General features: G+C 43.0%; 16 protein-coding genes and 3 pseudogenes. 6 read left to right on the plus strand and 13 right to left on the minus strand.

The features are described 5' to 3' along the window. Positions 1-414: 414 nt before the first annotated feature. The 4 genes from IEX60_RS01310 to IEX60_RS01325 form a co-directional block, all read right to left on the minus strand. The gene (locus IEX60_RS01310; protein WP_188746608.1) at positions 415-2,103 is read right to left on the minus strand and encodes a hypothetical protein; all 1,689 of its coding nucleotides are present in this window, start codon (positions 2,101-2,103) and stop codon (positions 415-417) included. Between the two features lie 6 nt (positions 2,104-2,109). Continuing rightward, positions 2,110-2,505: a DUF5675 family protein gene (locus tag IEX60_RS01315; protein WP_188746610.1), complete on the minus strand. Its 396-nt coding sequence runs from the start codon at positions 2,503-2,505 to the stop codon at positions 2,110-2,112. A gap of 425 nt (positions 2,506-2,930) precedes the next feature. Continuing rightward, positions 2,931-3,140: a hypothetical protein gene (locus tag IEX60_RS01320; RefSeq protein ID WP_188746612.1), complete on the minus strand. Its 210-nt coding sequence runs from the start codon at positions 3,138-3,140 to the stop codon at positions 2,931-2,933. Positions 3,141-3,288: 148 nt separating this feature from the next. Continuing rightward, a complete protein-coding gene (locus IEX60_RS01325) occupies positions 3,289-3,726 on the minus strand; it encodes a PH domain-containing protein (RefSeq protein ID WP_188746614.1) in 438 nt (145 codons plus the stop codon). 181 nt (positions 3,727-3,907) lie between these two features. Here IEX60_RS01325 and IEX60_RS01330 point away from each other — a divergent pair, with 181 nt between their 5' ends. The 4 genes from IEX60_RS01330 (at position 3,908) to IEX60_RS01345 (ending at position 6,511) form a co-directional block, all read left to right on the plus strand. Beyond that, positions 3,908-4,768: a hypothetical protein gene (locus tag IEX60_RS01330; RefSeq protein ID WP_188746616.1), complete on the plus strand. Its 861-nt coding sequence runs from the start codon at positions 3,908-3,910 to the stop codon at positions 4,766-4,768. Positions 4,769-5,196: 428 nt separating this feature from the next. After that, complete coding sequence (locus tag IEX60_RS01335) at positions 5,197-5,811, plus strand: hypothetical protein (RefSeq protein WP_188746618.1); 615 nt, start codon at positions 5,197-5,199, stop codon at positions 5,809-5,811. A gap of 8 nt (positions 5,812-5,819) precedes the next feature. Further along, entirely contained in the window at positions 5,820-6,302 is a 483-nt protein-coding gene (locus tag IEX60_RS01340; RefSeq protein ID WP_188746620.1) for a DUF6934 family protein, read from the plus strand. 17 nt (positions 6,303-6,319) lie between these two features. Beyond that, positions 6,320-6,511, plus strand: coding sequence for a hypothetical protein (locus tag IEX60_RS01345; protein WP_188746621.1), 192 nt, complete (start codon positions 6,320-6,322; stop codon positions 6,509-6,511). A 688-nt stretch (positions 6,512-7,199) separates the two neighbouring features. On the opposite strand, the gene IEX60_RS01350 is transcribed toward IEX60_RS01345, so the two are convergent. From IEX60_RS01350 to IEX60_RS25090, 9 genes and pseudogenes are all read right to left on the minus strand, one after another. Further along, complete coding sequence (locus IEX60_RS01350) at positions 7,200-7,727, minus strand: hypothetical protein (protein ID WP_188746624.1); 528 nt, start codon at positions 7,725-7,727, stop codon at positions 7,200-7,202. A gap of 183 nt (positions 7,728-7,910) precedes the next feature. Then, positions 7,911-8,180 carry a putative toxin-antitoxin system toxin component, PIN family gene (locus tag IEX60_RS25075; RefSeq protein WP_188746625.1) on the minus strand — a complete coding sequence of 90 codons (270 nt, stop codon included), beginning with the start codon at positions 8,178-8,180 and terminating at the stop codon, positions 7,911-7,913. 130 nt (positions 8,181-8,310) lie between these two features. Then, a complete protein-coding gene (locus IEX60_RS01360; protein WP_188746627.1) occupies positions 8,311-8,517 on the minus strand; it encodes a hypothetical protein in 207 nt (68 codons plus the stop codon). A 188-nt stretch (positions 8,518-8,705) separates the two neighbouring features. Next, positions 8,706-8,816, minus strand: a pseudogene (locus IEX60_RS25080) (hypothetical protein); the annotation flags it as partial. 91 nt (positions 8,817-8,907) lie between these two features. Continuing rightward, on the minus strand, positions 8,908-9,126 hold the full coding sequence (locus IEX60_RS01365) for a hypothetical protein (RefSeq protein WP_146088618.1): 219 nt from the start codon (positions 9,124-9,126) through the stop codon (positions 8,908-8,910). A 326-nt stretch (positions 9,127-9,452) separates the two neighbouring features. Continuing rightward, on the minus strand, positions 9,453-9,797 hold the full coding sequence (locus IEX60_RS01370; RefSeq protein ID WP_229717346.1) for a carboxymuconolactone decarboxylase family protein: 345 nt from the start codon (positions 9,795-9,797) through the stop codon (positions 9,453-9,455). 65 nt (positions 9,798-9,862) lie between these two features. Then, positions 9,863-10,341, minus strand: a pseudogene (locus IEX60_RS25085) (Abi family protein). A 318-nt stretch (positions 10,342-10,659) separates the two neighbouring features. Next, positions 10,660-11,289 (minus strand): transposase, encoded by a 630-nt coding sequence (locus tag IEX60_RS24780; RefSeq protein ID WP_229717348.1) that lies wholly within the window; start codon positions 11,287-11,289, stop codon positions 10,660-10,662. Positions 11,290-11,395: 106 nt separating this feature from the next. Then, positions 11,396-11,779, minus strand: a pseudogene (locus IEX60_RS25090) (IS110 family transposase); the annotation flags it as partial. Between the two features lie 387 nt (positions 11,780-12,166). Between IEX60_RS25090 and IEX60_RS01385 the strand changes: the two are divergent. After that, positions 12,167-12,433 carry a hypothetical protein gene (locus tag IEX60_RS01385; RefSeq protein ID WP_188746629.1) on the plus strand — a complete coding sequence of 89 codons (267 nt, stop codon included), beginning with the start codon at positions 12,167-12,169 and terminating at the stop codon, positions 12,431-12,433. 217 nt (positions 12,434-12,650) lie between these two features. Beyond that, on the plus strand, positions 12,651-12,809 hold the full coding sequence (locus tag IEX60_RS01390) for a DUF3892 domain-containing protein (RefSeq protein WP_188746631.1): 159 nt from the start codon (positions 12,651-12,653) through the stop codon (positions 12,807-12,809). Positions 12,810-13,080: the final 271 nt, after the last annotated feature.

The following is a 13,080-nucleotide window of genomic DNA, read 5'->3' on the forward strand; positions in this document are numbered from 1 at the left end:
CGGATAAATTTGCCATTGTTAAGCATATTTTGGATGATGAGCGATACCTGATTGTTAAAAATTATCTGAGATCCATTGAATGAGATATTAATAACGAAAAAGGTCAGCAGGAGCAATTATTTTCTGGGCAAACCTTTAAAAACCCCAGCGTACAACCGATCAGAAGAACCACCAATTATGGGAGCATACGGGATTCTAACTTCCCTGATTTTGGGATGTTGATGAGTGAGGTGGGGATTGTGGAGGATTACGTCAACAAAAACGATGTTAGGCCTTTCTTTACAGAATTATAGCCACTATTTACAGTAGTCGATTTGCAATATACACCTTTACCAATCGTGGCACGATAAGACCTGAAAATTGGGTCTTATCGTACCACAAAAGGTAATATAGTACAGTTTCATTTTCCAATTCTCACTTAGGATAAGATCCTAGCACAACCGTTACAACCTTCTCCTGAAATACATTTTGAGCGATTTGATCAATTATCGTGATGGTAACGGTATCGCCGGGATCGTAACTATTTAGCGCATTTGTCAAACTTTGACCGTCATATACGTCATCCGCCTCTATTGAGGTTATTAACGTGCCTGGTGTAATATTATTCATGTGCAATGCCCCGCCGGCAGTAATTGGTCCAAGTATTATCCCTCTGATATTCCTCCATTGCCCCGAAAATCCATCTGAAATAAACATATTACCTTGATAAGGTATCACGTCGGTTAATCCTAAATGCGCCCTAACACCAACATCTTGCGATATCGCTACGTTCTGAGATACTGCATGTTGAACGGAAATCTTTTTGGTTTGGCTCCATTGTGCTTCCATAGCAGTCATTTCATTGCTGTTCAACACCCTTCTAAACGAATTGTTGCCGTTTGCGCGATAATCCCCCCATCGTACGCCATGTGCTATAAAACCGACATAATCCTTCTTACCCAATGCAGCAACGGCATCACCAATGTTTACTTCTAAATTTGGGTCATTATACTGCAACGCCCGTACGTAATCCAGATGCAGTTTTTGTAAATCAGTATTCCCTTCAAGTCGGGCTTTCTCAGCTGCCGCTATATGGTTTTGTATGGCCTGCTGTTGGGATATCGTAGGAAAAAAAGCATTTTCGAACATGGCAATCATGTCATCATCAGCATCGTACATTTCAATGGTGGTATTGGAAAACCGTTCATCTGAAAATTGGTTATTTACCTGCTGATCAAAATGCGATTTCATTGATTTACGCCTACTACCGAAACCTAGAAAAGACCAGCCGCTCGATTTCTGGGTTACCGTGCTTTCTTGGGCCTCGCTCAAAAACTGATTGATGATCATGCTCGCATTTATGCGTGCATTGATATAGCTGCCTTTTGTATCCAAGAATTTGTACTTGGCAAGAACGGAAAAGTTTCCTCCGGCAATTCTATTTTTGATATATTGCGAGGGCCGGTCAATAGAAACACTATTAAAGGCGCCGCCCATAGATACCGTTGTTCCGGGGATGCGTTCACTTGCGACGACATCATTCCCTACCTTCACAGTCACCTCCAATTCAGAAAGAGATATGAGTTGAGCTGCATACTGATTATAGGCATCTATATAATGTTGCTGTTGGAGAATATATTGTTCATATTGGTTCGCGAGCGCCATAATTTGCGATGCAAATACACCCGCATTCGGATTAATGATTGGCCCTCCGAATGTGTTTTTCACAATAGGGGGATAATAAAATCGAAGGGTGGAACCCGAAGTTAGTGCGGCGCCAATTGCTGCCTTTTGGCTCTCGTTCGGCAAAGACAAGTTAGCTATTATCGGTATCGTTATAGAATAAACATCGGTATCATAGCTGTTTGTCTCATAGCCTTCGGAATCAATGAATTTGACGCTTTTGATATCAACCTCAAGCAGCGGCATAATAAACATCTTGGCCGTACTGCCACTTGCCGTGGTTTCTACGAAACCATGTGTGTGATAGGGAAAGTACCTACCCGTATTGTCAATAGCAATGTAGTTCCGAACCTCGAATCGCTTTGAATTGGGAGTTACTTGAGGAAAAACACGTGGTATCCAAAAGAAAACTGCTAAGAAGCAGACAGAAAGCTTTTTCATAACTTGTTATTTGAAGGTGACTGTGATCGGTTTGTTCGGTGTACGATTAGGTGTATCTGTTCCATAAAATGCCTTTTTCAGTCTTGAATAAGCCAAAGCACTATTCTGGACACTGCAGTTACCTACGTTAGCTCCTGTACCAACTAATACGCAACCTTTAATTTCCCTGGTATAATTTCCCATATGGATTTGCACCCCTGTCCGGTTGGGTACGTTCTCAAGTTGAATCCGCCATCCGTCGGCCTTATCATAGCGCAGTATTCCGCTGTATGTCCCCGGAGGAATACAACTTACGTTGTTCAGATTATCTTTCCACGGCAGCTCCAACGTATAGCAAAGAACTTCGCCATTCGCAATAAGATATCCCATCGTGCACGCAGATGCGGATGTTTTTCGCTCCACGATCAAATCGAGCTTTTCCTGGGTATAAAATGTTATATAATTAAATACTAGTAGGAGAGTTAAAATAGGTTGCATAAGTTGTAATATTTGGTCATATCTTAGTGGAGAAGATTAAAGAAGTACCTGAGACACCTGAGCTCTCCAATTGGAGTGTTGTCTGTCCTTTATACCGAAATCGATATCTACAAGGCCCGGCTGATTTCTTGTAAGGTTCAACCAAATTTCTTGCAAGTCTATACTGGCTATTCTGTTCTTTTAGGTCCATGTTGCAGATTTGAAATGCCAAGGATTAATATCGGCTAAATATAATATATTTCAGTCTATATATAAATACCCACAAGTAAGTATTTTACAATAATTTATGGTCTTCTCTTCATATATTTAGTAGATGTCCTCATTATTCAATCCCGCATTAGACGCGTTGATTAAACCGGTACAAAAATACCCCGGTGTTTCGATTCCGGGGCCTTCCATGTGGTAAAATGGATGTATTGCTTATCATATTCCGATACTGACACTGGAGCATTCATCATTTGAAATTTCGATTTAAGGTCTTCCCATAAGAATGGATCGCCGCGTAAGCCCCAGCCTGACGGAGTATCGTCGAAGTATTTTGAAGCGTTGCTCCGTTTCATGATGCGGAACTGGTTATGCTGGCTAATTATTTATGACAAAAATACGAAGACAAATCAAACTATTCAATAGTCATTAATTGAAAAATAGCCTAGCCCCTAACCCATTGGGGCGGCCCCTGTTTCGTCACGAAACAGGGATTTTTTAGTTTTACACCACCTCGATCTCCGGATTCAGTCTCGTCAGCTCCGTAATAAACCCGGCTTTATCCTCCGGCGATATGACAACACTGTCAAACCTGTTGTAAAAAATTTCGAGTCGGTCCAACGAAGGAGCGGGAGCACTAATAAGGGTTCGGGTTTTCTCAATTTTCCGGATAGAAGCAACGGGTATTTTCTTCCGCTTGTATAACCAGCCGCCGTGGATGATCAGCATACCGCGGTCAACGGCATAATAAGTTGCCAGAAAAAGCTGGATGCACAGGGCGGTGCATACGATCATGAGCACCGCGATCCCAAATCCCACCAACTGCCCTGTTTGATTGGGCTGTTTCAGGGGCAAAATAACTGTCAGCAGCGTAGAACCTAACATGATTCCCACGATTGGTATAAAAAGTACCAAATCTACCTTCGCTTTGTATTTTGTCATAGGCAACAAAATACGAAATTTTGCCAAGCGGTTTTCCCATACTATCAGAAATCTTCCTCAGAGCCGATTATAAACGGATATAACCGTTTAAAGACGGCTGTCATTTTGCTAAATAAAATATCATACACTATTTTTGCCTCACAGTCAAACCCCACAGAATACCAATGAAAAGCAATGCACTATGGCAAAACAAGCATTTACCGAAACTCAGGGTAAAGAACGCGCGGAAAGTCAGCAGTTTGATAAAATCATCCGGCAGAATATGCCTATTCTTTTTCCGGCGCTTATGGAAAAAGTATTTGGTCTGCATATCGTGGAATATACTCTGCTTGACGACAAGCTCCAGACCACAAAGCAATTGGAAGTGGATGCGTTGCAGAAAGCTACAGATACCGAAGGCAATACATTCATCATCCATCTGGAAGTTCAGACCAAAAATGACAAGTACATGGCTATACGGCTGTTGGAGTATCGTGCTATGTTGAACCGTATTCATGGGCTTCTGGTGAAGCAATACGTATTATATATCGGCGGAGGCAATATGAATATGCAAGACTGCATTATAGAGCCCGATCTTCAATTCGCGTACAAGTTGATCGATTTTTCGACACTACCGCACGAGTGGTTTCTATCTTCGGAACATATTGAGGAACAGCTGCTAGCTGTGTTGGGCAAGCTGGGAGATAAGGAGCCGACCAAGCTAATGGAGGAGGTAATTTCCGCGATTGACAGACAACCTATTAATCGTGTAGCTAAAATTAAATATTTCAAGCAGTTGCGTGTGTTGGCGCAATTGCGTAAATTTACAGACACAAAGAAAGTGAGGGACATGATGTTAAAGACAGCTTCATTTTTTAAGGTAGAAAAGGATCCTTTTTATAAGCAGGGTGCCGAAGAAGCCGCTGAGCAAAAAAGCTATGAGTTCGTTCAGAACTTAATTCAGAACACTGAATTCGATGATGCCAAAATCGCATCTTTGGCAGTGGTAGCAGTGTCTTTTGTTGAGAAAGTTCGCGCTGATCTGGCCAAGAAGAAGAAATAACGGTAGTTGATACCGCCGTGTAATGATATGGACCATCCGTCAATCGGCGGATGGTTTTTGTTTGTGGTTTCGAGACTTTTCGAAGGTAAATTATACGTTGACCGTTACAGGCTTACTATCTTAGCAGCAATCTCTTTGCAATACGCAATATTTCCCAATAAGCACATCGTTTCAGTTTCAATCTTGAAAAGAGCGGTAGCAATGGTTCTTTCATTCGCTCCATTTATTTTTAGGTTGAATATTTGGGGGAGATAACTATAATATTCGTCTCTCGCTTCTTTGTACACGTTCACGCCAATTGGATCCATTCATATAAGTTCAAACACTACAACCGAAACCCGCATGGATTACCTATTTGAAATTTACTCGTTTTCGGGGATTGTAAACCGGTTATATCATTTCTACTTTTGTTGCCGGGAGAATAAATTATGAAAACAAGTCTATTCATTCCATTTACCTTATGGATGGCCCTAGCTTTGCTAATGGGGTGTAGCAAAGACGAAAATGAACAACTCGGCAAAGGCCGCTTCGGCGAGCAGTTCGGCGGCACACCCTATCGTGGCGATGCAACGGGTGAATTATTTGTCGACGACGAGTTAATTTATGTTTGGGAGGGTTCGGCGACTGTTTCTGCTATTGAACAGACGGCAGATTCCGTGTCGCTTGTCTTTCTGGCCAACTTTGGCGATGAAGGTGAGGTCAACCTCAAGATGCGCGGCCGCGACCACAATGGAGATTTTCTATTGGAAAGCCCCGACGGTGTTTTGCACGTGGTAGATAGCAAGATTTCTGGCAGGATAGAAAATACGGCACAAACGATAGCGCTTTCCGGGGATGTCCATGAGCGATATGTTTCCGCAGATATTGAAGTCCTGTTCAACCAGGGTACTGACGTGTTTCCAGCGGGCTCGATGCTAAAACTGGCCTTCCGTACCTCGCGTGAAACCGAGGACACCGGGGACGGCGACGGTTGTACCATGCGATTGGTTCCGATCTGGTCTCCAAATGGGATGACCATGGGGATGGTTCCCGACTGCGATTGATGCTTCGCTTGATTCCTACGATCGGAATAAAAAGTGCCAAATCTACCTTCGATTTGTATTTTGTCATAGGCAACAAGTTGTTGCCCAATGTCTACAACCTTGCTTTTGGCCCTATTGGTGAAGACGGGGAGATCGACGACCAAGTCGTGGTGAGACACAAGGACATTAATCTGGTTTTCTCAAGTGTCCTTTTTTATGCCTACTTTTTTTTGTTGGCCAACGAAGACAAGGGCTACAGCATTGGCGTGGATGGCTCCAATGACATTAGAGCATACCTATATCATCGCATGTTTAATTACAATAGTCGCGAGTTGGCCGACATGTTTTATATCGTTGGTGTCGATTGGTATGTCCGACTGCTCCGCAATGGCACGGACATTGAGCGAGATAGGGAAGGGTACGCGCTTTTCAAACCCCGTCCGGAATGTTTTGATTTAGAAAGGAATCCTGCGGATTTGTATCGGTATTATATGTTTTCGTTAACAGATTAAATTGTATTTTTGTAATTATGAGACCCACAATCAAAAGCAAAGTGGACGCGATCAAGGCGATAGCCCAAAAGGCTGATTCGTCACACTTCCGTTCGGCCAAGCCGCCACGCACTTCCGGCGACAGCCTGTCGAAGGCTATCCGCGATGAACGGGAAGCGGCTATTTTCCAAGAAGAACTTAAACTAGCATTCAAGCAATCCAAAAGGTAATTCTTTACACAATAGCGATGGCAAAAATTAGGGTAGAAAATACAGAAATCACCATTCTGTCAGTTTAAGAAAGGGATTACATTTCGCTGACGGATATGGCAAATGCCAAAGCGAGTGCAAGCCGTGCGGCTGATATCGTCAAAACTGGATAAGGAACCGTTATACCCTTGAATTTTTGGGAACTTGGGAGCAAATCAATAATCCGCAGTTTAAAGTGGTCGAATTTGACCACTTTAAATCACAGGCAGGTTTACCGAGCTTTGTATTGAGCGTCTCGGAGTGGATAGAAAAAGCAAACGCCATAGGAATCATTGTAAAAAAGGGGAAATCGCGGAGAACCGTCATTTCAAAAATGCGAGCATGATGAATTTCACAAAGGAAATTCGACAATCACTGATCCCATAACCCCATCATAAACGGTCCCTACCGCCCCCCTATTTTTAAACTCACAAGCCAGCTATCACCACCACAAACTTTAGTAGATCAGGCAAAATAAATACCTACAAAAGAGAATCATTCAATATACCCGATCCTACGGGAAAAAAGCCGTATTCCAGTTCACTATGGCGGTTTGCCATTCCTGACTCAGCGAATACCACTTCATTGTTTTCGAGCGCACGGAGAAGGGTTTCGTAACGCTCAAAGAGCGTTTAAGTTTAATAATAATCGATGCGGATAATAACAAGGTCTAAGCATATATATACTGCTTATACATTTCTAATTTTATGGCCAACGTTAGGCCTTTTGTGCCCCGGCCCAATGGAGAGGGAAGTAGCGTGCATTTGATCTGTTTTCCCTGATGCGTGATTGTTGCCTGAGGACCGGTTAGAAATAAGCCGGTGAGTCTGCCCATGATAACGGGCGGAAGACCCTTTTGAGAATGAATAAACCATTTCCATGCACTTTGATAGACAAACAAGAATTCCTCGATGTTGTGTTTCACGGCCAATTGAAGCACATCATTGTACCTTTTAGGAATGATGTCCTTGTCGCTCGGGGATTTTGGAACGGCCCGTTCATATTCCAATATGATATCAGTCATGCCTATGTTTAGATCCTTCAAAAGTTGGATCTTCCTATTCTTATCGAACAAATAGCCGCCTTTTCCAACAATAGGCATGCCTTCATTTATCGCCGTCAAAATATCCCATAGTCTTGTATTACTGCTGTTGGAATAGTAGAACGGCGCACTTTCCGGTGGTAGTGTACCAATCAATAATTTTTTAGCATTATCCGGGGATAATCGGTTTAAATGGATGTAGACGCATTCCGTCGTTTTTATTGAGTAAATATATCGGTTGAGGTAAATTGTTTTCCGTTGTCTAGCAAATTTACCTTTTTATTTACAAAATCTTTTGAGTTGGTGGCACTGTTCGGAAACCACGGTTTTCTGGGTGGGTCAAAAACGGATCACTCTCTCCAATTCGGTCAGCGTAATCATTTTTGTTTTTCGGTAAGTGCCGGTTTGGAGAACGATTTTATCGCCGGATACAAGATAATCAGCCTTTGATTTTGCGCATAGGGCAAAGAGGTAATTGTCCTTATTGTCCGATACGACCTTGGGAATATCAGTGAGTTTGTAGGTTTTGGTTGTTAGGTCGTGAAGTTTTGCGACTTTAGAAACACTTTCCGGAGGTACGAACTTCCTGAGTTTTGGTCTCGCAAGCACATCCGTTTCTCTGATCTTAACGCTTCGCAGCTTGCTATACGTATATCTGACTCGGCCATATGGACAATAAAATCGAGCCTACGGTTGATGGTTAGGCTGACCCAGATATTGCAATCCAATATAAGGATCATTACTGAGGTTTAGCGCTGCGAACGGCTCGGCTTTCCTGCACAATTTCGTCCATGGTAAGCGTCTTGCCCGGATTGATGGAATTGTTGATTTCCTTAGCGAGGGCAATGGCGTTGCTTTCCCGCGTGACTGTCACACCCAGCTCCTTTAATAATTTCTTTACAAGCGACGTCTTATTTTCAGGCACTTTAATCAAAAATGTATCCATAATAGCAAATTTAATAAAAGTATTTCTATTTGGCAAAGTCGAACTATTGCCGGAACTTGCCTGGTATCGGAATGGTTATGTCCAACGGTCTTGATCATCAATTCAAGTATTCACCGGATAAACTCGCCATTGTTAAGCATATTTTGGAAGAGGAGCGATACCTGATTGTTACTACAACCAACGCGAGATCAACAAGCGCATGGCGTTGATCGCACCGGAAGAGTTGACACCGTATCTGCCACTGTTCCTAAGACTTTTTGACGGTCGTCATTATTCGAGTTTACCAAATCATCAACTTCCTGATGTTTGTCATGGCGGCATTCGTAACCAGGGGAGTATTCTTCGACCCCAAGTCACCCCGGGATGATTTTCTTGTCAAATACGAATAGCTTAGTCCTCTTCACTCAGTAATTGGTTTAGTTTGGCTTCGGTTAATCCCTTTTTTTTTGCTGTTTTCCCAGCTTTATCCAATAGCTTATCAAATTCAGCTTCCTTCAATTCACGTAGTATATCAGCTATTTTACGCTCATATTCTGCCTTCAGCGCAGGAGCACTGTTTCTCCAAGCCCGGGCCAATGCACTATCAACTTCCAATACGATGCGATCCATGATTATGTTCCTTTCTGTCAAATGCATTTATACAAAAATGCAAAATGTTTTCATAAACCTAAACTCTCCGCTAAATTCCGCGCCCATACATCAAGGCTATAGAAGTAACCTCGTAATTTTATCCCTCCAAGGTAATCGTAAAGTAATTCTTTACAACTGAATTTTAGCATAGATTACTTTCATTGTGTATGTTAACCGTGGGTTGACTTATGTTTTGTTTGGAGGTATTAAAAAGTTCTACCAATGGGGACTAGGCCTTCCATTCCCTTGCTCCGCAACTCGCCGACAAATGCAGCTTCGATATATGATTAGTGATAGCAGGAGATTTATTTACCCGAAGTAGCTTCCTCGAAAAGACGCATAGCTAAAAGACCATTTCCAACTGCACCCCCTGCGCGAAGTGCCGCCGCGATAAACACCGTTTCCGCAATCTCCTCACGGGTCGCGCCTGCCTCAACAGCGTTTTGGATGTGTGATTCAATACAATATGCACACTGAGTGGTTAACGCAACAGCAACGGACATCAATTCACGGTATTTAACGGGAATGATGCCATCGCTTCGTTCAGCGGTATACTTAAGCTGCAAAAATGCCTCAGCCTCTTTTTTGGCAGCGTCAATGAGGGTGCGAACATATGCGCGATCTTTTGGAGTTTGATATTCTGACATCATTATTTGTTTTAATAGCACGTAAAATTTTAGCCGGTTTGTTTAGCTCTTGGGTGTATCTTCAATACCTATAGCCAACCATGAAGATCCGTTGCCGATTCGTATTCACCTTGTTTTTTGCGGTGCTCTTTGATAAATATATCTTTTGAACGGTCTATTTCCTCTTCGATGCCGGATAAGGTCTTAATCAATTCAGGGATATTAATAAACAGATCTGTATTTTGAAACCACCACGGGTCGAATTCGTGAGAAAGATGATATATCAATTTGCTGCGGAGGCTTATTTCAATTTTTTCAATGACATCAAATAACAAAATACGTAGCTCTCTATCAAAGTTGTATAGGTTTATAACATCCGAAATTTACTGTTGGGCTTAAAAATATGTTGTTCTTTATCTGCTTGCATTGGCCACCAATACCCTGCTAATCGGTAATAGCTGATATGGCTGAGAAAATGCTCGCAATTATCTTCTTTCCTGATTTCTAAGCCTCTGGCTGTAAGTTGTGCAATTTGTTCATCAATAGTAAAGGCTGCTTTGTTATACATTTGGTTCAGTCCATTAATTCAGATTACTTGGTTTAGAAAAAGCTAAAAAGCAAAAGACACGCCCTAGGACGCTGTTCTCATGGGTAGCGTGGCGTGTACTGTTAATGCAAAGATACAACAATAAGTATATTTCCTCTATAAATTATAATCCAATACAACATACTCTCTCCATAGGAGAGATGAAAAACTAATTTCCTCTACGAGCTCGGAGCTCAAACGCATTTTCTTGCCATTAGCACGCTTATGTATGCCAGTTTGTAAGACGGGGTCGCTGCCACCACAAATATAAGGGCCTTAACGTGCTACCTTTGGTCAACGCTACGCAGCAACGGCCTTGTAAGGTTGCTTTTTGGCTAATATATTCCAGATGACCACCAATAGTTTCCTGGCATTTGCCATCAGCGCCTTGTTATGGTTCATTCTTTTCTTAAGGGTGTTGTACCTTAGGAAGAAATGGGTCTGTCTGGTCCTGCTGGCCCCCCATGCACATTGGATCAGCATGATGCGAAGGTATTTATTTCCATGCAGGGTCTTTCGACCCTTTATTTTTCCCGCGCTCTGGTCATTCCTTGGCCTGAGGCCGGCCCAGCCCACCAGGTTTGATGCCGTTGAAAAGATTCCCATGTCAGCACTGATCTCTGCGAGTATGCCGGCAGCACTTTGTTCTTTGATTCCGGGGACGCTTTGCAGGAGTTCGAGTTCCTGGCTATAATACCTGCCGCATAGTTCGATCAGTTTTTCTTTGCACGCGGTCAGCTGTCTGTGGAAGAACTCGGCCTCTTCCAATGCCATTGCCAGCACGTCCATGTCCGTTGCCGAGACGATGCCCGTAAGGGCTTCCTTTATGGTCCGGATGCCGTGTTTGTTCTTGGTACGGGTATGCACCAGGCCCACCAGCACATCCGGGTCGGTCTGACCCATGGATATCGCCCGGACTACCTTGCGCATCGATTTTGCCTCCTATGTCCGACACATAATTGCTCAGACGGATATTGCAGCGCTGGAGTGTGAGGTCTATGGATTGGTCCGCCCGTTGAAGGTTCCTGTTCAGGTAGGTGATCCTGCGGTTGTATTGGCGGAGCTCCTGGATACGGCTGTCCGGCACAAAGCTCCCTTTGATAAGGCCCTTTTGGAGAACCGTGGCTATCCAGTGGGCATCTTTTACGTCGGTTTTCCTACCGGGAAGCTGCCTGATGAAGTAGGGATTGACCAGCTTGACATCAAAATCCGGTTCCAGGATACGCCACAACGGTATCCAGTACACGCTCGTGCTCTCCATAGCGACATGGCCGACATGAAATTCCACCAACGTATCACGCAAACGCTCAAGATCCGGGGTCAAGGTACCGAATACTTCTTCGATCTTTTCCCCTGATTCGGTTAATATGCACATAAAAACACTATCTTTATGCACATCAAGGCCACAAAATCTTTCCATATTACTTTGTTTTTTAGTCCATTATAAAGATAATAAGGATGGACGATGTGGCCTCCATTTTATTGAACGCGTTTATAATTCCTGATTTTTATGTAAGTTTGTGAAAGCTTTTTCATCAATTATTTGAACCAATGTAGACGGGTTCTTCTTTATTATTCCATTCTATACAAGGCTCGGTTGACTCGATTGACAAAATGATAGGGAAAACAAGCAATATCCTACATTTATCAAAGTAACGATGGGATTACCTGTATTGAGACCCGGTCGGAAAACGAACCAAGCATATCGCAAACGTTTTCGAAGAAAAAGAGGAGGTAGACGAAAAAAGCAATGTGCAAATTTCGCACATTAGTACTTCGGATAGGCCTGTCAAGTTCTACAACCTCGATGTCATATCATCTCAGTCGGTTATCGCGTCAAAAGCCATCAAAGGGAGCCAAGCGCGCGACGTGCGGAAAAAGATTGCTGGAACAACTGGCGACTGATTTGACTATGCTTCATGGTAACAAACCTGATGATATCATCTGGGACCCGTATGCGCTGGATTCCCTGAAAATACCCGAGCGGCATCAGTATAGTGAGTCTGAATTGGAAAGCCGGATTATCGAGCTCCTGCAACATGCCATTGATCATGGCAGTGTTTTTAATGTATAGAAAAACGATGTCAAGCCTTCCTTTGCGGAGTAATTATAGCCAATTATCGCAGGTAGTCGATTTGTGATATTTTGTCAGTTGATAGCAAAAGATCAATTAATGTCTACAAAAATCGGAATTCCCGATTTTCCAATTACTCCCCCCTTATGGTTTCCCGTAAGAATCCATACTTACCACGGGTAGCTTTGGAGTCAGATTCTATCACATCAACTATAGCATGTCAAGCAGACACGAAATCAAATGCATCAACAAAACCAACCGTACCAGCGCTCATGAGCGGATTGAGCGTATCGGCGGTATGAATGGCACCGGAACCTGGTGGTCCCTCACGCAGCAAGAAGCAATTGCAGGTATCGAAGAGGGCCGTTGGGAGTAGAACCAGCCGCTATTTTTGTAACCAATTTAGTAATTCGTATATTGCATTCCAAAACGACCATCAAAGCCGTCAGGCCGAACAGTATCTATACGTATAATGAAAAGCTGCGCGAATTGAGGTGCCGCGATTACGACAGCGGACTTTACCATGACTGTAATTAAAATATGGCTGTTCAACAAGAGATAAAAGACCTGATATATACGTATTATCCAAAGGGATTAAGCATCGGCGATCAGTACGCATCATCAAAGGAGTATCATTCCCGAAGACA

The sequence above is a fragment of the Parapedobacter defluvii genome (assembly GCF_014642075.1).
In the GTDB taxonomy this organism is placed as follows: Bacteria; Bacteroidota; Bacteroidia; order Sphingobacteriales; family Sphingobacteriaceae; genus Parapedobacter; species Parapedobacter defluvii.

What these genes read in the sequence shown, in the direction of transcription:
- IEX60_RS01310 (WP_188746608.1), bottom strand. Translation starts at nt 2,103, where the DNA reads ATGAAAAAGCTTTCTGTCTGCTTCTTAGCAGTTTTCTTTTGGATACCA.
- IEX60_RS01320 (WP_188746612.1), bottom strand. Translation starts at nt 3,140, where the DNA reads ATGAAACGGAGCAACGCTTCAAAATACTTCGACGATACTCCGTCAGGC.
- IEX60_RS01325 (WP_188746614.1), bottom strand. Translation starts at nt 3,726, where the DNA reads ATGACAAAATACAAAGCGAAGGTAGATTTGGTACTTTTTATACCAATC.
- IEX60_RS01330 (WP_188746616.1), top strand. Translation starts at nt 3,908, where the DNA reads ATGGCAAAACAAGCATTTACCGAAACTCAGGGTAAAGAACGCGCGGAA.
- IEX60_RS01335 (WP_188746618.1), top strand. Translation starts at nt 5,197, where the DNA reads ATGAAAACAAGTCTATTCATTCCATTTACCTTATGGATGGCCCTAGCT.
- IEX60_RS01345 (WP_188746621.1), top strand. Translation starts at nt 6,320, where the DNA reads ATGAGACCCACAATCAAAAGCAAAGTGGACGCGATCAAGGCGATAGCC.
- IEX60_RS01360 (WP_188746627.1), bottom strand. Translation starts at nt 8,517, where the DNA reads ATGGATACATTTTTGATTAAAGTGCCTGAAAATAAGACGTCGCTTGTA.
- IEX60_RS01365 (WP_146088618.1), bottom strand. Translation starts at nt 9,126, where the DNA reads ATGGATCGCATCGTATTGGAAGTTGATAGTGCATTGGCCCGGGCTTGG.
- IEX60_RS01370 (WP_229717346.1), bottom strand. Translation starts at nt 9,797, where the DNA reads ATGATGTCAGAATATCAAACTCCAAAAGATCGCGCATATGTTCGCACC.
- IEX60_RS24780 (WP_229717348.1), bottom strand. Translation starts at nt 11,289, where the DNA reads ATGCGCAAGGTAGTCCGGGCGATATCCATGGGTCAGACCGACCCGGAT.
- IEX60_RS01385 (WP_188746629.1), top strand. Translation starts at nt 12,167, where the DNA reads ATGTCATATCATCTCAGTCGGTTATCGCGTCAAAAGCCATCAAAGGGA.
- IEX60_RS01390 (WP_188746631.1), top strand. Translation starts at nt 12,651, where the DNA reads ATGTCAAGCAGACACGAAATCAAATGCATCAACAAAACCAACCGTACC.